General features: G+C 67.7%; 25 protein-coding genes and 2 tRNA genes. 20 read left to right on the top strand and 7 right to left on the bottom strand.

The features are described from left to right. The first annotated feature begins 48 nt into the window (after positions 1-48). The gene (locus DYS74_RS01280) at positions 49-1,050 is read left to right on the top strand and encodes a sugar-binding transcriptional regulator (protein ID WP_183077424.1); all 1,002 of its coding nucleotides are present in this window, start codon (positions 49-51) and stop codon (positions 1,048-1,050) included. Between the two features lie 118 nt (positions 1,051-1,168). Here DYS74_RS01280 and glyS read toward each other — a convergent pair whose 3' ends face one another. The 3 genes from glyS to DYS74_RS01265 are packed head-to-tail and all read right to left on the bottom strand — an operon-like array spanning position 1,169 to position 4,642. Further along, a complete protein-coding gene (gene glyS, locus DYS74_RS01275) occupies positions 1,169-3,229 on the bottom strand; it encodes a glycine--tRNA ligase subunit beta (RefSeq protein ID WP_121530345.1) in 2,061 nt (686 codons plus the stop codon). A 1-nt stretch (position 3,230) separates the two neighbouring features. Beyond that, complete coding sequence (locus DYS74_RS01270; protein WP_121530344.1) at positions 3,231-3,707, bottom strand: DUF6446 family protein; 477 nt, start codon at positions 3,705-3,707, stop codon at positions 3,231-3,233. Next, positions 3,704-4,642, bottom strand: a complete 939-nt coding sequence (locus DYS74_RS01265) for a glycine--tRNA ligase subunit alpha (protein ID WP_121530343.1) — start codon at positions 4,640-4,642, stop codon at positions 3,704-3,706. The genes DYS74_RS01270 and DYS74_RS01265 overlap by 4 nt, the downstream gene beginning before the upstream one ends. A 161-nt stretch (positions 4,643-4,803) precedes the next feature. On the opposite strand from DYS74_RS01265, the gene DYS74_RS01260 reads away from it, so the two are divergent. Further along, positions 4,804-6,612, top strand: coding sequence for a trypsin-like peptidase domain-containing protein (locus DYS74_RS01260; RefSeq protein ID WP_121530342.1), 1,809 nt, complete (start codon positions 4,804-4,806; stop codon positions 6,610-6,612). Between the two features lie 29 nt (positions 6,613-6,641). On the opposite strand, the gene DYS74_RS01255 is transcribed toward DYS74_RS01260, so the two are convergent. Further along, positions 6,642-8,090, bottom strand: coding sequence for a TrkH family potassium uptake protein (locus DYS74_RS01255; protein WP_121530341.1), 1,449 nt, complete (start codon positions 8,088-8,090; stop codon positions 6,642-6,644). 167 nt (positions 8,091-8,257) lie between these two features. Here DYS74_RS01255 and DYS74_RS01250 point away from each other — a divergent pair, with 167 nt between their 5' ends. Both DYS74_RS01250 and DYS74_RS01245 read left to right on the top strand, forming a co-directional pair. After that, complete coding sequence (locus DYS74_RS01250) at positions 8,258-11,692, top strand: pyruvate carboxylase (RefSeq protein WP_121530340.1); 3,435 nt, start codon at positions 8,258-8,260, stop codon at positions 11,690-11,692. 72 nt (positions 11,693-11,764) lie between these two features. Further along, on the top strand, positions 11,765-12,133 hold the full coding sequence (locus tag DYS74_RS01245; RefSeq protein WP_121530339.1) for an MAPEG family protein: 369 nt from the start codon (positions 11,765-11,767) through the stop codon (positions 12,131-12,133). A gap of 49 nt (positions 12,134-12,182) precedes the next feature. Here the strand turns inward: DYS74_RS01245 and DYS74_RS01240 are convergent, their stop codons facing one another. Beyond that, positions 12,183-12,380, bottom strand: a complete 198-nt coding sequence (locus DYS74_RS01240; protein ID WP_121530338.1) for a CsbD family protein — start codon at positions 12,378-12,380, stop codon at positions 12,183-12,185. A 198-nt stretch (positions 12,381-12,578) separates the two neighbouring features. On the opposite strand from DYS74_RS01240, the gene DYS74_RS01235 reads away from it, so the two are divergent. Beyond that, positions 12,579-12,653 (top strand) — tRNA-Gly (locus DYS74_RS01235). Positions 12,654-12,675: 22 nt separating this feature from the next. Continuing rightward, a tRNA-Gly gene (locus DYS74_RS01230) sits at positions 12,676-12,750 on the top strand. Positions 12,751-12,836: 86 nt separating this feature from the next. Here the strand turns inward: DYS74_RS01230 and DYS74_RS01225 are convergent. Next, entirely contained in the window at positions 12,837-13,346 is a 510-nt protein-coding gene (locus tag DYS74_RS01225; protein WP_147435432.1) for a hypothetical protein, read from the bottom strand. 123 nt (positions 13,347-13,469) lie between these two features. Here DYS74_RS01225 and hisB point away from each other — a divergent pair, with 123 nt between their 5' ends. Both hisB and hisH read left to right on the top strand, forming a co-directional pair. After that, the gene (gene hisB / locus DYS74_RS01220; RefSeq protein ID WP_121530336.1) at positions 13,470-14,057 is read left to right on the top strand and encodes an imidazoleglycerol-phosphate dehydratase HisB; all 588 of its coding nucleotides are present in this window, start codon (positions 13,470-13,472) and stop codon (positions 14,055-14,057) included. A gap of 13 nt (positions 14,058-14,070) precedes the next feature. After that, positions 14,071-14,712 carry an imidazole glycerol phosphate synthase subunit HisH gene (gene hisH, locus DYS74_RS01215; RefSeq protein WP_121530335.1) on the top strand — a complete coding sequence of 214 codons (642 nt, stop codon included), beginning with the start codon at positions 14,071-14,073 and terminating at the stop codon, positions 14,710-14,712. A gap of 46 nt (positions 14,713-14,758) precedes the next feature. Here hisH and DYS74_RS01210 read toward each other — a convergent pair whose 3' ends face one another. Continuing rightward, positions 14,759-15,142, bottom strand: a complete 384-nt coding sequence (locus tag DYS74_RS01210; RefSeq protein WP_121530334.1) for a DUF2147 domain-containing protein — start codon at positions 15,140-15,142, stop codon at positions 14,759-14,761. Positions 15,143-15,291: 149 nt separating this feature from the next. Between DYS74_RS01210 and hisA the strand changes: the two genes are divergently transcribed. The 12 genes from hisA to DYS74_RS01150 all read left to right on the top strand — a co-directional run bounded on the left by hisA (position 15,292) and on the right by DYS74_RS01150 (position 24,013). Continuing rightward, the gene (gene hisA, locus DYS74_RS01205) at positions 15,292-16,011 is read left to right on the top strand and encodes a 1-(5-phosphoribosyl)-5-[(5-phosphoribosylamino)methylideneamino]imidazole-4-carboxamide isomerase (RefSeq protein ID WP_121530333.1); all 720 of its coding nucleotides are present in this window, start codon (positions 15,292-15,294) and stop codon (positions 16,009-16,011) included. A 182-nt stretch (positions 16,012-16,193) separates the two neighbouring features. Beyond that, positions 16,194-16,955, top strand: coding sequence for an imidazole glycerol phosphate synthase subunit HisF (gene hisF / locus DYS74_RS01200; protein WP_121530332.1), 762 nt, complete (start codon positions 16,194-16,196; stop codon positions 16,953-16,955). After that, entirely contained in the window at positions 16,952-17,263 is a 312-nt protein-coding gene (locus DYS74_RS01195) for a phosphoribosyl-ATP diphosphatase (RefSeq protein WP_121530331.1), read from the top strand. The genes hisF and DYS74_RS01195 overlap by 4 nt, the downstream gene beginning before the upstream one ends. Positions 17,264-17,319: 56 nt before the next feature. Next, the gene (locus DYS74_RS01190; RefSeq protein ID WP_121530330.1) at positions 17,320-17,622 is read left to right on the top strand and encodes a DUF1330 domain-containing protein; all 303 of its coding nucleotides are present in this window, start codon (positions 17,320-17,322) and stop codon (positions 17,620-17,622) included. Then, positions 17,615-17,929 carry a DUF1330 domain-containing protein gene (locus DYS74_RS01185; RefSeq protein WP_245965156.1) on the top strand — a complete coding sequence of 105 codons (315 nt, stop codon included), beginning with the start codon at positions 17,615-17,617 and terminating at the stop codon, positions 17,927-17,929. The genes DYS74_RS01190 and DYS74_RS01185 overlap by 8 nt, the downstream gene beginning before the upstream one ends. A gap of 42 nt (positions 17,930-17,971) precedes the next feature. Further along, the gene (locus DYS74_RS01180) at positions 17,972-18,415 is read left to right on the top strand and encodes a tellurite resistance TerB family protein (protein WP_121530329.1); all 444 of its coding nucleotides are present in this window, start codon (positions 17,972-17,974) and stop codon (positions 18,413-18,415) included. A 130-nt stretch (positions 18,416-18,545) separates the two neighbouring features. Continuing rightward, complete coding sequence (locus tag DYS74_RS01175) at positions 18,546-19,322, top strand: ABC transporter ATP-binding protein (RefSeq protein ID WP_121530328.1); 777 nt, start codon at positions 18,546-18,548, stop codon at positions 19,320-19,322. 49 nt (positions 19,323-19,371) lie between these two features. Continuing rightward, the gene (locus DYS74_RS01170; RefSeq protein WP_121530327.1) at positions 19,372-20,097 is read left to right on the top strand and encodes a transporter substrate-binding domain-containing protein; all 726 of its coding nucleotides are present in this window, start codon (positions 19,372-19,374) and stop codon (positions 20,095-20,097) included. Between the two features lie 55 nt (positions 20,098-20,152). After that, a complete protein-coding gene (locus tag DYS74_RS01165) occupies positions 20,153-21,034 on the top strand; it encodes an ABC transporter permease (protein ID WP_121530326.1) in 882 nt (293 codons plus the stop codon). After that, the gene (locus tag DYS74_RS01160; RefSeq protein WP_121530325.1) at positions 21,031-21,864 is read left to right on the top strand and encodes an ABC transporter permease; all 834 of its coding nucleotides are present in this window, start codon (positions 21,031-21,033) and stop codon (positions 21,862-21,864) included. The genes DYS74_RS01165 and DYS74_RS01160 overlap by 4 nt, the downstream gene beginning before the upstream one ends. 4 nt (positions 21,865-21,868) lie before the next feature. Then, complete coding sequence (locus tag DYS74_RS01155; protein ID WP_121530324.1) at positions 21,869-23,200, top strand: glutamine synthetase family protein; 1,332 nt, start codon at positions 21,869-21,871, stop codon at positions 23,198-23,200. A 132-nt stretch (positions 23,201-23,332) separates the two neighbouring features. After that, positions 23,333-24,013, top strand: coding sequence for a type 1 glutamine amidotransferase (locus tag DYS74_RS01150; RefSeq protein ID WP_121530323.1), 681 nt, complete (start codon positions 23,333-23,335; stop codon positions 24,011-24,013). The last annotated feature ends 9 nt before the right edge of the window (positions 24,014-24,022 follow it).

Raw genomic sequence — 24,022 nt, 5'->3', positions numbered from 1 at the left:
CCGAGAGGTCGGGGCGCATTTCGGCCCCGACCGACGAAGGGAAAAGGCATGGCGAAAAAAGCGGATTTGATCGAGACGACCGAGCCCCGGACCGGCCGGCGCGCCGTTCCGGCGCAATTCGGCATGGACGAGGTGCTCTGGGCGGCCTGGCTCTATTACGAGCAGGGGCAAAAGCAGGACCGGATCGCCGAGGAGCTCGGGATCTCCCGCGCCTCGGTGTTCAACCTGCTGCAGAAAGCGCGCGACGAGGGGGTGGTGAACATCTCGATCGACCCGACGCGAATCGCCGGCATGGCGCTGTCGCTGAAGATCTGCGCCGCGACCGGCCTGGCGGAATGCTACATCCTGCCGCGCCAGCGCGAGGGCGAGGGCGGATCGCTGCATGGCCAGATCGGCCATCTCGCGGCGCGGGTGCTGGAAAACCGGCTGCGGCCCGAGGACACCATCGGCGTCGCCTGGGGGCGCACCGTGCTCGCGCTGTCACAACACCTCAGCGCCATCGCCTGCCCGACCGTCACCGTGGCGCAGATCACCGGCTCCTCGGCCGCCACCTTCGACTTCTCGCCGGTGCTGTGCACTTCGAACATCGCGGCGCGGCTGAACGCGCGGGCGATCAACCTGCATGCGCCGGGTGTCGTCTCCTCGCCGCATGTGAAGGAGATCCTGATGCACGAGCCAGCGATCCGCGACCATTTCGCGCTGCTGCGCGGCTGCACCAAGGCGGTGTTCGGCGTCACCCAGCTGACCGGCGAGACGCTGCTGGTGCAGGGCGGCTTCATGACCGAGGCCGAGCTGGCCGCCTATCGCGACCTCGGTGCGGTGGGCTTTGCCGCGGGCTATTTCTTCGACGCCGAAGGCAAGATCGTGCACAGCGAATTCGACGGCCGCCACATCACCATGGCGCTCGGCGACCTGCTGCAGGTACCCGAGCGGATCTGCATCGGCGGCGGTCCGGAAAAGGTGGAGGCGATCCGCGCCATGCTGCGCGGCGGGCTGGCGAGCGTCCTCGTCACCGACGAGGCGACAGCCCTCGCCCTCGCGGCCGGCTGAGGCGCCGCAGGAACCACCCCGGGGCCTTCATCTTGCCCGAAATACCTCGGGGGGCCTGCCAGCGGCAGGCGGGGGCAGCGCCCCCTCCCCGGCCGGGGAAAGGGCGCCGCGCCGGGGCTCAGCCCTCGATCTTCGTCAGGTCGGCGACGCTCAGGCAGATCTGGCGGATGCGCGAGAGCAGATTGAGCCGGTTGCGGCGCAGGATCTCGTTCTCGGCATTGATCTGCACCGCGGTGAAGAAGGCGTCGATCGGTGCGCGCAGGGCGGCCATCGCGGCCATCGCGGCGCCGAAATCCTCGGCCGCCATCGCCGGCCCGATCGCCGCCTCGGCGGCATCGAGCGCGGCAAACAGCGCGGTCTCCTCGACCCCTTCGGCGAATTTCGGATCGGCGCCAAAGCTGTATTCGACCCCGTCCTTCGCCTCGGCCTGGCTGAGGATGTTGTTGGCGCGCTTGAAGCCCTGGATCAGGTTGCCGCCATCCTCGGTCTTCAGGAACGCCGCGAGCGCCTCGGCCCGCTTCACCACAAGCGTCAGATCGTCATTGCCCGGCATCGCCAGAACCGCGTCGATCACGTCGTGACGGATGTTCTGGTCCTTCATGAACACCTTCAGCCGGTCATGGAAGAAGGCCAGAAGGTCGGCCGCATCGGTCTTGTCATTCGCCGTCGCGAAGACCTTCGCAAGGTCAAGCCGCAGCCCGTTCGCGAGCACCAGCCGGATCACGCCCAGTGCGGCGCGGCGCAGCGCGAAGGGGTCTTTCGAGCCCGTGGGCTTCTCGTCGATCGCCCAGAAGCCGGTGAGCGTGTCGATCTTGTCGGCCAGCGCCACCGCCACCGTCACCGGCTCCGAGGGCACCTCGTCCGAGGGACCAAGCGGCGAGTAATGGCCCTTGCAGGCATTCGCAACCGCCTCGGGCAGGCCCGCGGCCTTGGCATAATAGCTGCCCATCAGGCCCTGAAGTTCCGGGAACTCGCCGACCATCGCCGAGCGCAGGTCGGATTTCACCACCCGCGCGGCCTCGGCGGCCAGATCGGGCTGCGCACCGACCATCGGCGCGATCTCCTGCGCCAGCGCCTCGATGCGTTCGATCCGCGCCGCCTGGGAACCCAGCTTGTTGTGGAAGGTGACCTGGGCCAGCCCCTCGCCCATGCCCTCGAGCCCCTCGGTCTTGACGATCCGCAGGTCGTGTTCCCAGAAGAACTTGGCATCCGACAGCCGCGCCGACAGCACCTTGAGGTTGCCCTTCAGGATCGTCGCGCCATGATCGGCGGTCTCGCGGTTCGCCACGGTGACGAAGCCCTCGATCCGGCCGGTCTTCGGGTTCTTCACCGAGAAGAACTTCTGGTGCTCCTTCATCGAGGTCTGCAGCACCTCGGGCGGCAGGCCGAGGAAGGTCTCGGCGATGTCGCCCATCAGCGCGACCGGCCATTCGACCAGCCCCGCGACCTCGGCCAGCAGGCCCCGGTCCGGCACCAGTTCGAGCCCGCGCGCGAAGGCGAGCGTCTGCGCCTCGTTCCACAGGATCTCCTCGCGCTCGGCACTGTCGAGCACGACCTTCGCCGCCTTCAGCTTGGCGACGTAATCGTCAAAACCCGTCACCGCGAAGCGGCCCGGCGCCATGAAGCGGTGGCCTTCGGTGGTGTTGCCCGAACGGATGCCCTCGACCTCGAGGTCGACGACCTCGGCGCCGGCCTCGGTGGTCAGCAGGCACAGGATCGAATGCAGCGGCCGCACCCATTTGAGCGTGCCCGAGCCCCAGCGCATCGACTTCGGCCAGGGGAAGGTGCGGATCGTCTTTTCCAGCACCTCGGCGACGATCTCGGGCGCGGTGCGGCCGGGCTTCTCGACCACGGCGAAATAGACCTGGCCCTTCTTGTCGTCGCGCACCTCGAGCTGGTCGAGCGTCAGGCCGGTCGAGCGCAAAAAGCCCTCGATCGCCTTCTCGTTCGCGCCGGTCGAGGGGCCCTTGCGCTCTTCGCGCAGCGTCGGGCTCTCGGCGCTCAGCCCCTCGAGGGCGAGCGTGAGGCGGCGCGGCGTCGAGAAGGCCGCGGCATGGCCATAGGTCAGGCCCGCCTCGACGAGACCGTCGGTCACCAGCTTCTTCAGCGCCTCGCGCGCCCCCGGCTGCATCCGCGCCGGGATCTCTTCGGAGAAGAGTTCAATCAGCAGATCGGGCATGTCACTTCTCCGCTTCGTCATTCAGTTGCTGCCAGGCATAGGCCCGGCCATCGGGATAAATCGCCACCACGCGGTCGACGCCGGGGTGGATGTCGTGTTCGGACAGGAAGGCCACCGCCCGGCCGGTCTCGATGTCGGCACCGATCCGGGCAGCGTCGAAACAGGAGAACCAGCCCGGCGCAGTGAGCGGCGTGGCCTTGTCATAGACGGTGAAGGTCTCGGTCAGCAGCGCAAGGCTCATCGGCGTGCGGAAGCAGCCGCGATAGCGCAGCGGCGAGCTGTCGGCGTCGATGCCCTGGAAATCCTCGGCGAGGATCGGTTCGGGCGTGCCGGTCTCGATCGCGGTCAGCCGCACCTCGGCGGCCGGCGCCGCCGCATCGACCGCGTGATAATAGCCGTAGACCTGCAGGTAATAGACCGCGGCCCCGGTGATCAGCGCGCCCAGCACGAGACTGCCTCCGACCAGCTTTCCATTCACTGCGCGGCCTCGGGCGTCCAGCCGCCGGCCGTGGTCTGCACGAAGGCATCGGCGCATTTCTTCGCAAGCGCCCGGACCCGGCCGATATAGGCCTGCCGCTCGGTCACCGAGATCACGCCCCGCGCGTCGAGCAGGTTGAACAGATGCGAGGCCTTGATGCACTGGTCATAGGCCGGGTGCACCATGAGGATGCGCTTGCCCGAGTTCGGGTCCTCGGCCGGGAAGGACAGCAGCCGCTCGCATTCCGCCTCGGCATCCTCGAAATGGCGCAAGAGCATCTCGGTGTTGGCACCGTCGAAGTTGTGGCGCGAATATTCTTCCTCGGTCTGCCGGAACACGTCGCCATAGGTCAGCGGGATCGGCGCGTCGGGGGCGTTGAACGGCATCTGCATGACGTGGTCGATGCCGAGCACATACATCGCAAGGCGCTCGAGCCCATAGGTCAGCTCGCCCGAGACCGGCTTGCAGTCATGCCCGCCGACCTGCTGGAAATAGGTGAACTGGCTGACTTCCATGCCGTCGCACCAGACTTCCCAGCCCAGCCCCCAGGCGCCGAGCGTCGGGCTTTCCCAGTCGTCCTCGACAAAGCGGATGTCGTGCAGGTCAAGGTCGATGCCGATCGCGGCGAGCGAACCGAGATAGAGCTCCTGCAGGTTCGAGGGGCTTGGCTTGATCAGCACCTGATACTGGTAATAGTGCTGCAGACGGTTCGGGTTCTCGCCATAGCGGCCATCGGTCGGGCGACGCGAGGGCTGGACATAGGCCGCGGCCCAGGGGTTCGAGCCGAGCGAGCGCAGCGTGGTCGCCGGGTGGAAGGTGCCCGCGCCCACCTCCATGTCATAGGGCTGCAGCACCGCGCAGCCTTTCGAGGCCCAGTAATTCATGAGCCGCAGGATGATTTCCTGGAACGACCGCGGAGCGACAGGGTTCGACATGGCTTCCCTCTGGTTCAAAGCGCCTTCTCTCTAGGCAAGCGCCGGGCAAGGGTCAACGCCCCGCCCCGCGCCCGGGCCCGATTTCACGCGATTTCCGGGGTGACGTGCGCCGCCAGCCTGCTAACCTCACCCTGTTTTGAGAACAGGAAGCGGGTTTCACGATGACGGGAATGCGCAAGGCGATGCGCCTCGCGACGGCGGCGGGTCTGGCGGGGATGATCTGGACGGGCCCCGGCGCGGCCGACCCGGTCTGGGTGCAGATCGAGGCGCAGCCCTCGCTCCCGCAGGCCGAGGAGCGCGCGCAGGACTGGGCCGGCATATTCCCCGACATCGCCGGTTTTGCGATGTCGACAGGCTGGTATGCGATCGCCATCGGCCCCTTCGCCGACACCGAGGAGGCAACGGCGCGGCTGCGCACGCTGCGCCGTGAAGGGCTGATCCCGCGCGACAGCTATGTCTCGGACGGCGGCCGCTTCCGTGACCAGTTCTGGCCCGGCGCGGGCGCCCCCCTGCCCCCGGCGGCCGAGCCGCCCGCCCCCGAAACCGCGCCCCCGGAAACCGCCGCGATCGAACCGCCGCCCGTCGCGCCCGCGGCCGAGGCCCCGCCTGCCGTCGCCGCCCCGGCGCCCGCGCCCGAGATGCCGGTCGAGACGCTGGCCGAGTCACAGCGGCTCGAGGCGGCACTTGACCGCGAGGCACGGATGGAGATCCAGGCCGCGCTCGAATGGCAGGGAGTCTACAACGCCACGATCGACGGCGCCTTCGGCCGCGGCACCCGCACGGCGATCGCCGCCTGGCAGACGGCGCAGGGCTTTGCACCGACCGGCGTGCTCGCCTCGACGCAGCAGACGCAGCTTCTCGCCGCCGTCGCGGCCGACCGCGCCGCGCTCGGCCTCGAGACCGTCGAGGAGACCGACGCCGGCATTGCCATCGACCTGCCGCTCGGCCTGGTCGAATTCGACCGCTACGACCCGCCCTTCGTCATCTATCGCGCCAAGGACGGCTCGGGCGTCACCGCGCTGCTGCTGTCGCTCACCGGCGACCAGAACGCGCTTTACGGGCTTTACGACCGGATGCAGACGCTGGCGCTGGTGCCCGCCGAGGGCGAGCGCAGCCGAAACCGCAGCGGCTTCACCATCGCCGGACAGAACGACAGCCTGCACTCCTGGACCGAGGCGCATCTGGCGGGCGGGCTGATCAAGGGCTTCACCCTAGCCTGGCCGCCCGGGCAGGAGACGAAGATGCAGCGCGTGCTGGCGGCGATGAAGGCCTCGTTCCGGCCGATCGGCAGCACCGCGCTCGACCCCTCGCTCGGCACGCCGATGACGGTGACGCGCGGCGATCTGATGGCGGGGCTCGAGCGGCGGCACCCGGAGTTTGCCCGCTCGGGCGCCTTCATCGACGAGAAGGGCGCGGTTCTGACGGCGGGCGCCGGGCTCGACACCTGCACCAAGATCACCATCGAGGACGAGGAGGCGGATCTCGCCTTCTCCGATCCGGCGCTTGGCATCGCCGTCCTGACGCCGAAGAAGGCGATGGCGCCTGCCGGCATCGTCGCCTTCGAGACCGCGGCGACCGCCGCCGGTGCGCAGGTGGCGGTGGCGGGCTTTTCCTATCCCGAGACGCTGACCGCGCCGGTGCTGAGCTTTGGCACGCTCTCCGATCTGACCGGCCTTGCCGGCGAGGCGAACCGGGCGCGGCTGGCGGTGCACACGCTGGCGGGCGATGCGGGCGGGCCGGTGCTGGATGGCTCGGGCGCACTGGTCGGCGTGGTGCTGCCACGCGCGGCCGATGGCACCAAGTTGATGCCCGCCGGCCTGACCGAGGCGGTGCAGGCGATGCCGCTGGTTCAGGTGCTGGCCGAGCATGGCTTCATGCCCACCGCGTCGGAGGCAACGGGCACGCTTGCGGCAGAGGATCTGGCCGTCGAGGCGCAGAAATTCACCGTGCAGATCGCCTGCTGGAAATGACCGCCCGCCCCTGACCGCGGGCGCGGCGCTCAGCCGCGCCAGAACTTCGGCAAGAGCAGCACGAAGGCCGACATCAGCTCGAGCCGGCCAAGCATCATCCCGAGCGCCATCAGCCATTTCGCGCTGTCGGGGAAGCGGTCGACGGCGCCATTTGCCGACACCTCGGGCCCCCAGGCCGGCCCGACATTGGCGATCGCCGTCCAGGCCGCGGTCAGCGCCGTGCGCGGCGCGAGCCCGGTCAGCGACAGCGCCACGATCAGCCCGCCGAAGGTCAGCACGAAGAGGGTGAAGAAGGCGACGACGGAATCGAGCACCTCGCGCTCGACCGCGCGGCCGTCATAGCGCATCCCCATCACCCGGTGCGGGCTGTAGAGCCGCCGGATCGCCACCTTGATCGCCTGGAACAGGATCAGATAGCGGAACACCTTGACCGAGCAGCCGGTCGAGGAGGTGCAGCCGCCGATCAGCCCGGTGATGATCAGCACCACGAAGGCCAGATGCCCCCAGGAGGTGATGTCCTCGGACGCATAGCCGGTGCCGGTGAAGGTCGACACGACGTTGAAGGTCACCTCGCGCAGCGTCGGCCAGAACGCGCTTTCGTGCCGGATCAGCCGATAGAGCACGATCACCGCGATCGCATAGCCGTGCCAGCGCAGGAAGGCGCGCACCTGCGGGTCGCGCCACAGCGGCGCCGGGTTGCCCTGAGCCAGCTGCACGAAGCGGATGAAGGGCATCGCGGCCAGCAGCATGAACAGCGAGGCCGCATATTCCGGCGCGCCGCGATAGACGCCGAAGCTCGCGTCGTAATTCGAGAAGCCCCCGGTCGAGAGCGTGGTCAGCGCATGCACCACCGCGTCGAAGGCCGTCATCCCCAGCACGCCATAGGTCACCGCGCAGGCCACCGTCAGCCCGACATAGATCCGGATCAGCGCCGCCGAGATGTCCATCGCCCGCGGCAGGATCTTGCCCAAGGTGTCGAAGCCTTCCGAGCGGAAGAACTGCATGCCGCCGACCTTCATCACCGGCAGGAAGATCATCGCCACGATGATGATGCCGAGCCCGCCCAGCCATTGCAGGATCGCGCGCCACAGGTTGGTGCCGGCGGGCAGCTCGTCGAGCTCGGGAATCGCCGTCGTGCCGGTGGTGGTCAGCCCCGACATCGCCTCGAAATAGGCGTCGGTGAAGTCGAGCCCCGGCGCCCCGGTGATGAAGGGCAGCGCGCCGAAGGCGGGCAGCACCGCCCAGGCGCCGGTGGTGACAACGAAGCTCTGCCGCAGGCTCAGCATCGTGCCGCGCCCGTCATGGGCCGCCAGCGCCACCAGACCGCCCGCGGTCATGGTGACGATCGCCGCCTCGAGGAAGGCGCCGGCATTGACGTCGCCGCGCAGGAAATCGAGCGCGGCCGGGATCAGCATCGCCGCCCCGAGGGCCGTGGCCAGCAGGCCGATGATGTAGCCCACCGGGCGCAACTCGATCATGCCCCCTGCTTGCCCGCCGCCTTGCCGCAGGTCAATAGCCGCCCGGCCACCCAAACTTTGCAAACATTTCCAAATTGGTCAGTTAATTTGCTCAATTTCGCAGATTTGACTTGCGCTGCATCGCAGCGACGCTAGGTTTTCCAGCACCACTGCGGGGAGGGTCCATGATGTTCCGCAAAATCCTGATCGCCAACCGGGGCGAGATTGCCATCCGCGTGATGCGGGCCGCAAACGAACTCGGCAAGAAGACCGTCGCCGTCTATGCCGAGGAAGACAAGCTCTCCCTGCACCGCTTCAAGGCGGACGAGGCCTATCGCATCGGCGCGGGGCTGAGCCCCGTCGGCGCCTATCTCTCGATCCCCGAGATCATCCGTGTGGCGCAGGAATCGGGCGCCGACGCGATCCACCCGGGCTATGGGCTGCTGTCGGAGAACCCCGATTTCGTCGAGGCCTGCGACAAGGCCGGCATCACCTTCATCGGCCCGCGCGCCGAGACCATGCGCGCCCTTGGCGACAAGGCCTCGGCCCGGCATGTGGCGATGAAGGCGGGGGTGCCGGTGATCCCCGCGACCGAGGTGCTGGGCGACGATTTCGACGCGATCAAGACCGAGGCGGCCGCGATCGGCTATCCGCTGATGCTGAAGGCGAGCTGGGGCGGCGGCGGGCGCGGCATGCGCCCGATCATGGGCCCCGACGAGCTGGTCGAGAAGGTGCGCGAGGGCCGGCGCGAGGCCGAGGCCGCCTTCGGCAACGGCGAGGGCTATCTGGAAAAGATGATCCTGCGCGCCCGCCACGTCGAGGTGCAGCTTCTGGGCGACACCCATGGCCATCTCTATCACCTCTACGAGCGCGACTGCACCGTGCAGCGGCGCAACCAGAAGGTGGTCGAGCGCGCTCCCGCCCCCTATCTGACACCCGAACAGCGCGCCGAGGTCTGTGGCCTGGCGCTGAAGATCGGCAATGCCGTCGGCTATCAGAACGCCGGCACCGTCGAGTTCCTGATGGACATGGACGAGGGCCGTTTCTACTTCATCGAGGTCAACCCGCGCGTGCAGGTCGAGCATACCGTGACCGAGGAGGTCACCGGCATCGACATCGTGCAGGCGCAGATCCGCATCGCCGAGGGCGCGACGCTGGCCGAGGCGACGGGCGCCGCCGCGCAATCCGAGGTGACGCTTTCCGGCCACGCGCTGCAATGCCGGGTGACGACCGAAGACCCGCAGAACAACTTCATCCCCGATTACGGCCGCATCACCGCCTATCGCACCGCGACCGGCATGGGGATCCGGCTCGACGGCGGCACGGCCTATGCGGGCGGCGTCATCACCCGCTATTACGACAGCCTTCTGGTGAAGGTGACCGCCTGGGCGCAGACCCCCGACCAGACCATCCACCGCATGGACCGCGCGCTGCGCGAGTTCCGCATCCGCGGCGTGAGCACCAACATCGACTTCGTCATCAACCTGCTCAAGCACCCGACTTTCCTGAGCATGGGCTACACGACGAAGTTCATCGACACGACGCCTGACCTGTTCAGCTTCAAGAAGCGGCGCGACCGCGGCACCAAGATCCTGACCTACATCGCCGACATCACGGTGAACGGCCATCCCGAGACCGCGGGCCGGCCGAAGCCGCCGGCCGAGGCACGCCCGCCGCGCCTGCCCGAGATCAAGGGCCCGGTCCGTCCCGGCACCCGGCAGTTGCTCGAGGCCGAAGGGCCGAAGGCGGTGGCCGACTGGATGAAGGCGCAAAAGCGGCTGCTGCTGACCGACACCACGATGCGTGACGGCCACCAGTCGCTCTTGGCGACCCGGATGCGCTCGATCGACATGATCAAGGCGGCGCCGGTCTATGCGGCCAATCTGGGCGATCTGTTCTCCGTCGAGTGCTGGGGCGGCGCCACCTTCGACGTCGCCTATCGCTTCTTGCAGGAATGCCCCTGGCAGCGGCTGCGCGACATCCGCGCGGCGATGCCGAACGTGCTGACGCAGATGCTGCTGCGCGCCTCAAACGGGGTGGGCTATACCAACTATCCTGACAACGTGGTGCGGTTCTTCGTGGCGCAGGCGGCGAAGACCGGCGTCGATGTGTTCCGCGTCTTCGACAGCCTGAACTGGGTCGAGAACATGCGCGTCGCGATGGATGCGGTGATCGAGGCCGAGAAGATCTGCGAAGGCACGATCTGCTACACCGGCGACATCCTGAACCCCGAGCGGGCGAAATACGACCTGAAGTATTACGTCGCGATGGCGAAGGAGCTCGAGGCCGCGGGCGCCCATGTGCTCGGCCTGAAGGACATGGCGGGGCTGCTCAAGCCCGCCGCCGCCCGCGCCCTCGTCACCGCGCTGAAGGCCGAGGTCGGCCTGCCGATTCACTTCCACACCCATGACACCTCGGGCATCGCCGGGGCCACGGTTCTGGCCGCGGCCGAGGCGGGCGTCGATGCCGTCGACGCGGCGATGGACGCCTTCTCGGGCGGCACCTCGCAGCCCTGCCTCGGCTCGATCGTCGAGGCGCTCGCCCATACCGAGCGCGACACCGGCCTCGACATCGACGCGATCCGGCGGATGTCGAACTACTGGGAGGCGGTGCGGACGCAATATGCGGCCTTCGAATCGGGCACGCGCGCTCCCGCCTCGGAAGTCTGGCTGCACGAGATGCCGGGGGGCCAGTTCACCAACCTCAAGGCGCAGGCGCGCAGCCTTGGCCTCGAGGAACGCTGGCACGCGGTGGCGCAGGCCTATGCCGACGCGAACCAGATCTTCGGCGACATCGTGAAGGTCACGCCGTCGTCGAAGGTGGTGGGCGACATGGCGCTGATGATGGTGGCGCAGGGGCTGTCGAAGGCCGATGTGCTTGATCCCGACCGCGACATGGCCTTCCCCGACTCGGTCGTCGACATGCTGAAGGGCAACCTTGGACAGCCGCCCGGAGGCTGGCCCGAGGCGATCGTGAAGAAGGCGCTGAAGGGCGAGCCCGCCTCGACCGAGCGGCCGGGGCTGCATCTGCCGGCGGTCGATCTCGAGGCGACGCGGGCAAAGCTCTCGGCCGAGCTGAACGGCTATGCCGTCGATGACGAGGATCTGGCGGGCTACCTGATGTATCCGAAGGTCTTCCTCGACTACATGGGCCGGCACCGGCAATACGGGCCGGTGCGCACCCTGCCGACGCCGGTCTTCTTCTATGGCATGCAGGCGGGCGAGCAGATCTCGGCCGAGATCGACCCGGGCAAGACGCTCGAGATCCGCTATCAGACGATGAGCGAGACCGACGAGGCCGGCGAGGTGAAGGTGTTCTTCGAGCTGAACGGCCAGCCGCGCGCGGTGCGCGTGCCGAACCGGGCGGTGAAATCGGCGGTGAAGGCGCGGCCGAAGGCCGAGGCCGGCAACCCCGCCCATGTCGGCGCGCCGATGCCGGGGGCCGTCGCCTCGGTCACCGTCGCGGTCGGGCAGAAGGTGGCGCAGGGCGACCTGCTGCTGACCATCGAGGCGATGAAGATGGAAACCGGCATCCACGCCGATCGCGCCGCCACGGTGAAGGCCGTGCATGTCGCGCCCGGCGCGCAGATCGACGCCAAGGACCTGCTCGTCGAGCTCGAGTAAGTCCGTCCGTTTCCCCTTGTTCTCGCGCCCGTGGCCGGTCAGGCTGCGGGCGCGATTGCATGGGAGACATTGATGATCACGGCCTGGTATGCGCTGCCGCTGGTGGCGCTTTACATTTTCCTGTCGCTGCATGTGGTGAACGCGCGCAAGGCGCAGCGCGTCTCGATCGGCGATGGCGGCAACGGGGATCTGGCGCTGCGGATCCGCACGCACGGAAACCTCGCCGAATACGCGCCCTTCGGCATCGTGATGCTGCTGCTGGCCGAGCTGGCCGGCGCCGGGGCCATCGCGCTGCACCTGTCGGGCGCGGCGCTGATTCTCGGGCGCGCGCTGCACGCCTGGGCGCTCGGCTTCGGCGGCCCGATGCGTGCGCGCGTCGCCGGCATGGGGCTGACCTTCCTGTCGCTCGCCGCAAGTGCGGTGCTGGCGATCCTCGCCTGAAACGCAAAAAGGGGGGCCTGAGCCCCCCTTTTCACCGGAATCGTCCCGGTCAGAGCGAATCGATGAAGTCGTTGACCTCGCGCTTCGCCTCTTCCTTCGAGCGGCCGTATTTCTGCTGGATCAGCCCGGCCAGGCGTTCGGTATTGCCGGCCACCTGCTCGACCTCGTCATCGGTCAGCTCGCCCCATTTGGCGCGCACGCTGCCCTTGATCTCCTTCCACTTGCCTTCGAGCATGTCGGTGTTCATCGCTTGCCTCCGTCTGTGGTTTCGGGTCGGGGCGGATCTTTCCGCCCTTCCCCCTGCCAACGGCCAAGCCCTGTTGACGGTTCCCGCATCGCGCCCACCCTGCGCCGGAAGATGCCCACAGGATTTTTTCGGAGCGACGAATTTTTCCTCTTGCGGCCCCCCGCCCGATCCCATAAATCGCCTCCACCGAACAACGGTGCGGGCGTAGCTCAGGGGTAGAGCATTACCTTGCCAAGGTAAGGGTCGTGAGTTCGAATCTCATCGCCCGCTCCAGTTCGGAAACATATCGCTGCATGCGGGCGTAGCTCAGGGGTAGAGCATTACCTTGCCAAGGTAAGGGTCGTGAGTTCGAATCTCATCGCCCGCTCCAGCGAAATGAATGCGAAACGGACCGCTTCGGCGGTCCTTTTGCTTTTCTGGCCCGCGCCACGCTTGCGGCCGACACACGCGCCCCGCTCAGACGCCGCGACCGCAGCCGATGCAGCACGACCATCCCCCCGCCTCCTCCCCCTCGCGCACCGCGGCGGCATCGTGGCACTGATCGGCCACACGACACCGCAGACAGGCATGCGGGACAGCCCACAGACCGGGGCCCCGCGCCAGAAGATGCCGGACCACCTCGGCCAGGTCCTCTGCCGCGATCGTCTCGGCCAGGACGCAACGCAGCGAGCCGAGCATGTCGAAAAGCTCGCCATGCGCGAAAAGCGGCGAATCGGTCAGCAGGATCGTCATCAGATCCGGCGTATGCGCCTGCATCGTCAGGATCAGGCCAAGCGCACTCTCTCCGGCCTCGGCATCTTCCCCGGGGAACAGCCCCGCCACCACCACCCCGGGCCGCAGCAGCCGCGCGCGGATGCGCGCCTCGGCCAGGGTCAGGGCCTGCGCCACCTCGAAACCGGTCTCATGCATCAATGAACAAAAGCGGCTCATCGCGGGCGAGCGCCCGGCCAGGACCAGAATTCTCATGTCGCGCTCTCCACCCCGCCGGGCAAAAGATGCCGCGCAAGAGTTTAAGAAACCCTTGCCCCACCCCTGCTTTGCAAGCCGCGCCCCGCGCCCTATAAGGCTGTGACACGGAAGGGAGCGACGATGCGCAAGGCCACCATCACCCGCAAGACCGCCGAGACCGAGATCTCGGTCGAGATCAACCTCGACGGCACCGGCAGCTACCGGAACGTCACCGGGGTGGGCTTCTTCGACCACATGCTCGACCAGCTCGCGCGCCACTCGCTGATCGACATGACGATCACCGCGGTGGGCGATCTGCACATCGACGACCACCACACCGTCGAGGACACGGGCATCGCCATTGGCCAGGCCCTGGTGCAGGCGCTTGGCGACAAGAAGGGCATCCGCCGCTACGGCCATTTCGCGCTTGCGATGGACGACACCCAGGTCGCCACCGCGCTCGACCTCTCGGCGCGGCCCTTCCTCGTGTGGAACGTCGAGTTCCCGACGCAGAAGATCGGCACCTTCGACACCGAGCTGGTGCGCGAGTTCTTCCAGGCGCTCTCGACCAACGGCGGCATCACTCTGCATGTCGACAAGGTGCATGGCATCAACAGCCACCACATCGCCGAGGCGGCCTTCAAGTCGGTCGCCCGCGCGCTGCGCATGGCGGTCGAGATCGACCCGCGCATGGCCGGGGTCCTGCCCTCGACCAAGGGCGCACTCTGAGAGGGGAAGACAGATGAGCCTCACCGTTCTGGTCGATTACGACTCGGGCAACCTGCACTCGGCCCGCAAGGCCTTCGAGCGGATGGCGCTCGAGCTCGGACAGGGCTCGGTCGTCGTCACCTCGGAACCCGATGTGGTGGCCCGCGCCGACCGCATCGTGCTGCCGGGCGACGGCGCCTTCCCGTCGTGCCGCGCCGCCCTCACCCGCTTCACCGGGCTCTTCGAGGCGATCGAGGAGGCGGTGCACCAGAAGGGCACGCCCTTCCTCGGCATCTGCATCGGCATGCAGATGATGGCAAGCCGCGGGCTCGAGTTCGAACCGACCGAGGGCTTCGGCTGGATCCCGGGCGAGGTGGTGCGCATCGAGCCCGCCGATCCGGCGCTGAAGGTGCCGCACATGGGCTGGAACGATCTGGTGATCGACCGCCCGCATGCGCTGTTCGAGGGGATCGAGACCGGCGATCACGCCTATTTCGTGCACTCCTACCACTTCCGCGTGGCGAACCCCGCACACCTGCTTGCCCATGTCGACTATGCCGGGCCGATCACCGCGATCGTCGGGCGCGACAACATGGTGGGGACGCAGTTCCACCCCGAGAAATCGCAGCGCACCGGATTGCGGCTGATCTCGAACTTCCTGCAGTGGAAACCATGAAAAAGGGCGCCCGAAGGCGCCCTTTCCGTTGCCGCCGGCAGGCCGGTCACTTCACCCGCGACCAGTCCTGCTTGGCGCAGACGAGCCCGCCCAGCACACAGCCCGACAGCTTCATCGCATCGCCCGCAAGGGCGATCTTGCCGATGTAGGTCTTGTCGTTCGAGGGCCGCCAGACCTTGCCCTCGTAGGCGCCATTGCCCTTCGGCGCCATGTCGATGACGATCTGCCGGCCGATGTTGGGCGACTTGTACTCGCCGCCATCCTTGAAGGTGCGGGTGATCTTGCCGCAATAGGCCGCCCCGCAGGGCGCGATCTGCACCAGCGCATAGGCGCCGTCATCGGCCTGGGTCTGCCAGACCCCCTCGATCGGATCGGCGCCCGCGGCGCCCGCGGCGAGCGCAAACAGCCCCGCCAGCAGAATGCGTTTCATGGTCTCTCCTCCCGGTTTCCCTGCGCGTCATCTGGTCACGCCCCCCGATTCCCGGCAAGCCTGACGTGGCGTTTCGCAAGGCTTGCCGCGCGCCCCGGCCCGTGGCATGAGGCCCGAAAGCCCAAAGCCCGAAGGCAAGGAGAGCCGCGATGATCCTCTACCCCGCGATCGACCTCAAGGACGGCCAGTGCGTGCGCCTGCTGCATGGCGAAATGGACAAGGCCACGGTGTTCGGCGACGATCCCGCCGCCCAGGCCGCCAAGTTCGAGGCCGCGGGCTGCGAATGGGTCCACCTCGTCGATCTGAACGGCGCCTTCGCCGGCGCGCCGGTGAACGCCGCCGCGGTCGAGGCGATCCTCGCCCGGATCACCGTTCCCGCCCAGCTCGGCGGCGGCATCCGCGACATGGCGACGATCGAGGGCTGGCTCTCGAAGGGGCTTTCGCGCGTCATTCTCGGCACCGTGGCGGTCGAGAACCCGGCGCTGGTGCGCGAGGCGGCCCGCGAATTCCCGGGCCAGGTCGCGGTCGGCATCGACGCCCGCGGCGGCCGTGTCGCCACCAAGGGCTGGGCCGAGGAGACCGACGTGATGGTCACCGATCTCGCGAAATCCTTCGAGGATGCGGGCGTTGCGGCGATCATCTACACCGACATCCTGCGCGACGGCGCGATGACCGGCCCGAACATCGAGGCGACCGAGGCGCTGGCCCGCGCCGTGACGATCCCGGTGATCGCCTCGGGCGGGGTGTCGTCGCTGCCCGACCTGATCGCGCTGCGCGACACCGGCGTCATTGCCGGCGCGATCTCGGGCCGGGCGATCTATGACGGCGCACTCGACCTGACCGCGGCGCTTGCGGCGCTGAAGGCGTAAGAGGGGCTCCGCCCCGCCGAGGCGCTGCCTCGGCTCCCCGAGGTATTTTCGGCAAGATGAAAGCGCCGCGGCCCTCTCTTCATCTTGCCCGAAATACCTCGGGGTGCAGGGGCAGCGCCCCTGCCCTTTCGCTTCCCATCCCGCGCGACGGGCGCTATCAAGGCGCCAAAGGAGGCGCCTCCATGCTGAAAACCCGCATCATCCCCTGCCTCGATGTCGCCGACGGCCGCGTCGTCAAGGGCGTCAACTTCGTCAACCTGATCGACGCGGGCGACCCGGTCGAGGCGGCGAAGGCCTATGACGCGGCGGGCGCCGACGAGCTGTGCTTCCTCGACATCCATGCGACGCACGAGAACCGCGGCACGATGTACGACCTCGTCACCCGCACCGCCGAGCAATGCTTCATGCCGCTCACCGTCGGCGGCGGCGTGCGCAGCCACGAGGACGTGCGCAAGCTGCTGCTCGCGGGTGCCGACAAGGTCAGCTTCAACTCTGCCGCCGTGGCGAACCCCGATGTCGTGGCCGAGGCCGCCGACCGCTTCGGCAGCCAGTGCATCGTCGTTGCGATCGACGCGAAGACGGTGGAACCGGGCCGGTGGGAGATCTTCACCCATGGCGGGCGCAAGTCGACGGGCATCGACGCGGTCGAATTCGCCCGCACCGTCGAGGCGAAGGGCGCGGGAGAGATCCTGCTGACCTCGATGGACCGCGACGGCACCCGGGCGGGCTTCAACCTGCCGCTGACCCGCGCCATCGCCGATGCGGTCGAGGTGCCGGTGATCGCCTCGGGCGGGGTCGGCACGCTCGACCATCTGGTCGAGGGTGTGACCGAGGGCCATGCCTCGGCGGTGCTTGCCGCCTCGATCTTCCACTTCGGCACCTACACCATCCGGCAGGCCAAGGAACACATGGCCGCCGCCGGCATCCCCGTGAGGCTGACATGACCACGCTCGAACGGCTTGAAGCCACGATCGCGGCGCGCAAGAGCGCCGATCCCGACAGCTCCTGGACGGCGAAGCTGCTGTCCAAGGGGGCGCAGAAATGCGCGCAGAAATTCGGCGAGGAGGCGATCGAGGCCTGCATGGCCGTGGCCAAGGACGACCGCCAGAATCTCGTCTATGAAAGCGCCGACGTGCTTTACCACCTGCTGGTGATGCTCGCCGCGAAGGATGTCCCCCTTGCCGAGGTGCTGGCCGAGCTCGAGCGCCGCGAGGGCACCTCGGGGATTGCCGAAAAGGCCGCGCGACGCTGAGTCGTCTTGCAAAATCCGCGTTCTCCCGCAACGCTTTGGCAAAATGGGAGGCGCAGATGAGCAAGAGCGCGAAAGGATATTGGATCGGCCACGTCACTGTCGACGACCCGCAGGCCTATGCGGCCTATCGCGAGGCGAATGCGGAGGCTTTCGGGAAATATGGCGGCCGGTTTCTCGTGCGCGGCGGTGCGCAGGAGGTGGTCGAGGGCGACCTGCGCCCGCGCGCCGTGGTGATCGAGTTTCCGACGATCGAGGCGGCGCGGGCCTGCTACCTGAGCCCGGAATACCAGCGCGCAATGGCGCTGCGCACGCCGGTGTCCGAGGCCGACATCTGCATCGTCGAGGGCTGGGATGGCTGAGCCCGACGGGCGGATGACACCGGCATACTGGGTGGCGCAGGTGCGTGTGCACGACCGCGCGGGCTATGCCGCCTATCGCGCGGCCGCCGCCGCCCCGATCGCCGCGGCGGGCGGGCGTCTTCTGGTGCTCGGTGGCGCGCCCGAGGTGGTGGCGGGCACGATGGCGCCCGAAACCGTGATCGTCGAATTTCCCAGTCTGGCGGCGGCGCGGGCCTGCCATCACGGCGCGGGGTATCAGGCGACGCTGGCCGGGCGCGATGCCGCGGCCGAGGTCTCGCTCGCCATTGTCGAGGGCCACGCCGGCTGAGCCCGCCTTGCCCCGGCCGCGAAAGGCGCTAGAGTGTCGGCCATGTTCAAGGCACTTCTCAACCTTCTCGCCGACCCCCGCCCTGCCCCGCTCACCTCGGATGATGCGGAACTGGCGCTGGCGGCGCTTCTGGTGCGGCTTGCCCGCGCCGACGACCAGTATGACGAGGGCGAGAAGATGCGCATCGACCGCGTTCTCGCGATGCGCCGCGGGCTTGGGCCCGAGGCCGCGCAGGCGCTGCGCGAGCGCGGCGAGGCGGTCGAGGCCGAGGCCCCCGACACCGTGCGCTTCACCCGCGCACTGAAGGACAAGATTGCCCATGAAGACCGCGCCGGGGTGATCGAGGCGATGTGGGACGTGGCGCTGTCGGACGACGCCCGCGCCCCCGAGGAAGAGGCGCTGATCCGCCTGACCGCAAGCCTTCTGGGCATCAATGACCGCGATTCGGCTCTGGCGCGACAACGGGTGGAAGCCCGGCGCGGCTGAGGGGGATGCCCGCTCTGCATGCATCTGCCCGACATTTTGGCGCATCTCCCAGCGTCAAGCGTCACTCCGCCGTTGCATTCCCCCCCGGAATCGCGCCAACTTTACCAACCGGACAAAGAGAAGCCGAAAAGTGACAGCGACCGCACCCGTCATCGAAATCCGCGACCTGCACAAAAGCTACGGGTCGCTCGAGGTGCTCAAGGGCGTCTCGATCCGCGCCGACCGTGGGGAGGTGATCTCGCTGATCGGCTCCTCGGGCTCGGGCAAATCCACCCTGCTGCGCTGCTGCAACCTGCTGGAGGACAGCCAGCGCGGCGAGGTCCTGTTCGGCGGCGAGGCGGTGAAATGGGCGGGCGAGGGTCTCGCGCGGCGTCCCGCCGACCGAGCGCAGGTGACCCGCTTCCGCACCAACCTGTCGATGGTGTTCCAGCAGTTCAACCTGTGGTCGCACATGACGATCCTGCAAAACGTCATGGAGGCGCCGGTGACGGTGCTGAAGCGCGACCCGAAGGAGGTCGAGGTGCTGGCGCGCAGTCTGCTGGCCAAGGTCGGTATCGGCGACAAGGCCGACAACTGGCCGGCACAGCTCTCGGGCGGCCAGCAGCAGCGCGCGGCGATCGCGCGCGCACTGTGCATGCAGCCCGAGGCGCTGCTCTTCGATGAACCCACCTCGGCGCTCGACCCCGAGTTGCAGCAGGAGGTGGTGAAGGTGATCAAGGATCTCGCGAACGAGCATCGCACGATGATCCTCGTCACCCATGACATGCGCCTTGCGGCCGATGTCTCGGATCACGTCATTTTCCTGCACAAGGGCCTGATCGAGGAAGAAGGTCCGCCTGCCCAGCTTTTCGGCGCGCCGAAATCGGAGCGCCTGCAACAGTTCCTGTCGGCCAGCGTGCCGGCTTGATGCCAACGATAGACAATCAACGATTGCAAACACTGCACAGGGGAAACACATGAAGAAGCTGATCCTGACCGCCGCTGCCGCGCTGGCGCTGTCGACCGGGTTTGCCAGCGCCGAGGATGTCGTGCGCATGGGCACCGAGGGCGCCTACCCGCCCTTCAACTTCATCAACGACAAGGGCGAGGTCGACGGCTTTGAACGCGAACTCGGCGACACGCTCTGCACCAAGGCCGAGGTCAAGTGCACCTGGGTGACGAACGAATGGGACAGCATCATCCCGAACCTGCTCGGCGGCAACTATGACACGATCATGGCCGGCATGAGCATCACCGACGAGCGCAAGCAGACCATCGACTTCACCGAAGCCTATTACCCGCCGGCAGCCTCGGCCTATGCCGCGCTGAAGGACGGCGCCGACCTCAAGGGTGTGGTCGCGGCGCAGGTCGGCACGATCCAGGCCGATTACGTCGCGAAATCGGGCGCGACGCTGCTGGAATTCGCCACCCTCGACGACACCGTCGCCGCGGTGAAGAACGGCGAGGCCGACGCGGTCTTCGCCGACAAGGACGCCCTGGCAGCCTTCACCACCGATCAGGGCGGCGCGCTCGTCTGGACCGGCGAGGATGTTCCGCTTGGCGAAGGCATCGGCATGGGCCTGCGCAAGTCCGACACCGCGCTGAAGGAGAAGTTCAACGCCGTCATCACCGCGATGAAGGCCGACGGCTCGCTCAACGCGATGATCAAGAAATGGTTCGGCGACGACGCCCTGACCTTCTGATCCCCCCGGCGGGGGCCGTCTCACGATCGGCACCCGCCCCTTCCTGACAGGTTCCATGTTCGCAAGCTGCGCCGACCCGAAGGCCCTCGACGGCCTCGCCTGGATGCTGTGCTACCTGAGTTCGGGCAAGCACCTGCTGTTCTACGGCTCGTTCCTCGTGGTGATTGCGCTGATGCTGGTGGTGGCGCCGGTGGCGCTGGCCTTCGGCTTTGGCGGCGCGCTCGCCGCGCGCTCCCACATCGCGCCGCTGCGCTGGTTCGGCAAGGGCTACACCTCGATGGTGCGCGGCATTCCCGACATCATCTTCTTCCTGTTCGTGCCCGTGGCGATGGACCAGGGGCTGGAATACATCCGCCACAAGATCCTCTGCCCGGACTGGACCGCGCCGATCCGGCAGGGCAATGACTTCCTCGTCTGCCCCGCGGCGAAGCTGCCGCTGAATTCCGCGCCGCAGATCTATCACGAGGTCTATGGCTTCCTCCTCGCCGTGGTGGCCTTCGCCATCGTCTTCGGCGCCTTTGCCTCGAACGTGATCTATGGCGCGATGCGGGCGGTGCCGCATGCCCAGCTCGAGACCGCCGAGGCCTATGGCATGACACCCGCACAGGTGCGCCGGCGCATCCTGATCCCGCAGATGTGGACCTATGCGCTGCCCGGCCTGTCGAACCTGTGGATGATCCTCATCAAGGCCACACCGCTGCTGTTCCTGCTGGGCGTCGAGGATATCGTCTACTGGGCGCGCGAGCTGGGGGCGACGAAGTCGCAGATCTATGACTTCCCGCATCCCGACTGGCGGCTGTGGTATTTCCTGCTGCTGCTTGCCTTCTATCTCGGCATGACCCGGGTCTCGGAGATCGTGCTCGGCCGGCTCGCGACGCGGCTCGCGCGGGGCCAGGCGACGATGGCGGGCGAAGCGATGCGAAAGGCCGGCGCATGAGTTCCTCCTGCCTGCAGACGATCTCCGATTACGGCCTGCGCTCGCTCGGCTTTGGCGAGCGGCTTCTGCCGCGCGGCGATTTCACCCTGTGCGACCAGTTCACCCTGATCGGCTCGGGGCTGATCTGGAACATCTACTTCGGTGTCTTCGCCCTTGCCTTCGGCTTCTTCTTCGCCACCGCGCTCGCGCTCGCGAAGGCCAGCCCGAACCGCTGGCTGCGCAAGCCCGCCGAGTGGTTCATCTTCGTCTTCCGCGGCTCGCCGCTCTTCATCCAGTTCTTCATCGCCTACGAGGCGCTGGTGATGCTGCCGCGCACCGGCTTCGACCTGTGGGGGCTTCTGGTCCCCACCGACTGGATGACCTCGGCCTGGGCCGGCGCATTGTTCGTGCTGTTCCTCAACACCTCCGCCTATTCCGCCGAGATCTTCTATGGTGCGCTCAACGCGGTGCCGAAGGGCGATCTCGAGGCCGCCGATGCCTATGGCATGACCGGCTGGACCAAGTTCCGCCGCGTCGTCTGGCCGACGATGCTGCGCCTTGCCTGGCCCGCCTACACCAACGAGGCAATTTTCCTCTTCCACGCCACGACGCTCGTCTTCTTCTCGGGCTTCCCGGCGTTCCAGCAGCGCGGCGACGCGCTCTATTACGCGAAGTTCTTCGCGGACAAGACATTCAACCCCTTCATCCCCTACCCGATCGCGGCGTTCTACTTCGTCTGTCTGACCGTCACCCTGATCGCGCTGTTCGGGGGGATCAACCGCCGCCTGAACCGGCATCTGCCGGGCGCGATCCGCCCGAAACTGAGGATCAGGCCGCAAATCGTCAGGTGAGGATATGGACTGGCTGATTGAACACCCCGAAGTGCGCACCATTCGCGTGGCAGCGGCGGACCTGAACGGGGTGGCGCGGGGAAAGCGCATCCCCGCAAGGTTCGCGGACAAGATCTTCACCGAGGGAACCCGCTTCCCCTTCTCGGTGATGAACCTCGACATCTGGGGGGAGGATATCGAGGACAGCCCCCTCGTCTTCGAGACCGGCGATTGCGACGGGCTTTTGCGCCCGACCGAGCGGGGCTTCATGCCGATGCCCTGGCTCGCCTCGCCGACGGCGCTTCTGCCGATCTGGATGTTCCACATGGACGGCCGGCCCTATGCGGGCGATCCGCGTCAGGCGCTGGCCCGCGTCGTCGACCGCTACAAGGCGCGCGGCCTGACGCCCGTGGTGGCGACCGAGCTCGAATTCTTCCTGATCGACGACAGCGGCAAGACCCTGCGGGTGCCGCCCTCGCCGCGCTCGGGCAAGCGGCGCACCGGCGGCGAGACGCTGTCCCTGCGCGCGCTCGATGCCTTCGATGCCTTCTTCAGCGCGCTCTATGACGCCTGCGAGGCGATGGACATTCCCGCCGACACCGCGATTTCCGAGGCCGGTCCGGGCCAGTTCGAACTGAACCTGATGCACCAGCCCGACGCGCTGAAGGCCGCCGACGACACCTGGTTCTTCAAGATGCTGGTGAAGGGGCTCGCGCGCAGCCACGGTTTCGCCGCCTCGTTCATGGCGAAACCCTATTCGCTGTGGTCGGGCAACGGCATGCACATGCATTTCTCGATCCTCGACGAGGCGGGGCGCAACATCTTCAACGACGGCAGCGAGAAGGGATCGGAGGCGATGCGCGCCGCGGTCGCAGGCTGCCTCGCCGCCCTGCCCGGCTCGACCCTGATCTTCGCACCGCATGCGAACAGCTACGAGCGCCTGGTGCCGAACGCCCATGCGCCCACCGGCATCGGCTGGGCCTATGAGAACCGGACCGCAGCGCTGCGGATCCCGGCCTCGGGCCCCGCGGCACGGCGGATCGAGCATCGCGTGGCGGGCGGCGACGTGAACCCCTATCTGAGCATCGCCGCGGTTCTCGGTGCCGCGCTGATCGGCATCGAGGATGGCATGAGCCCCGACGAGCCGATCATCGGCAACGCCTATGCGCAAAGTCTTGCGCAGTTGCCCGCGACCTGGAACCTCGCGATCAACACCTTCGCCGAAGACCCGCTGATCCGGCGCATCTTCGACGAGGAGCTGATCGAGAACTTCCTGATGACCAAGCGTCAGGAGGTGCATTACATGGCCGAGCTGTCCGAGCAGGAACAGACCGAGCTCTACCTCGACACGGTGTGACATGGCCGGGCGGATCATGCGCAAAGGGCCGCCGCCCATGCGCAAACGGCCCGCCCGCCGCCCGTTCCGGCCCCCTTGCCCGCTTCGGGACGGAGGGCTAGGCTTGCCCGACCCAACTTTCATGAGACTTCCATGCTGATCGGCATCCTGCAAACCGGCGAAACCCCCGACATCCTTCGCGAGGGCTCCGGCGACTATCCCGACATGTTCGAAACCCTTCTGGCCGGACGCGGATTCACCTTCCGCACCTACCGGGTGAAGGACATGGACTTCCCCGCCGACGTCCATGACTGCGAGGGCTGGCTCATCACCGGCTCGCGCTTCGGCGCCTATGAGGACCACCCGTTCATCAAGCCGCTCGAGGCCTTCATCCGCAAGGCGATCGCGGCGAAGGTGCCGATGGTCGGGGTGTGCTTCGGCCACCAGATCATCGCCCAGGCCATGGGCGGCACGGTCGAGAAATTCCCCGGGGGCTGGGCCGTCGGCGCGCAGGACTATGATTTCGGCGGCGAGTCCGTGACGCTGAACGCCTGGCATCAGGACCAGGTGACGCAGCGCCCCGAGGGGGCCGAGGTGGCGGGCTCGAACGCCTTTTGCGAGAATGCCGCGCTCGTCTATGGCGATGCCGCCTTCACCGTGCAGGCCCACCCCGAGTTCCGCGACAGCTTCGTCGAGGGGCTGATGAACGCCCGCGGCAAGGGCGTGGTCCCCGACGACCGGCTCGAGGCCGCCCGCGCCCGGCTTGGCCAGCCGAACGACTCCGGCACGCTTGCCGACCGGATCACGGCCTTCTTCCTCAAACCCCGGGCCTGAGCCCCGAAA

The organism is Paenirhodobacter hankyongi (assembly GCF_003664585.1).
GTDB lineage: Bacteria > Pseudomonadota > Alphaproteobacteria > Rhodobacterales > Rhodobacteraceae > Rhodobacter > Rhodobacter hankyongi.
Note: the sequence above shows the minus strand (reverse complement) of the source record. Positions and strands in the feature narration are given on the sequence as shown.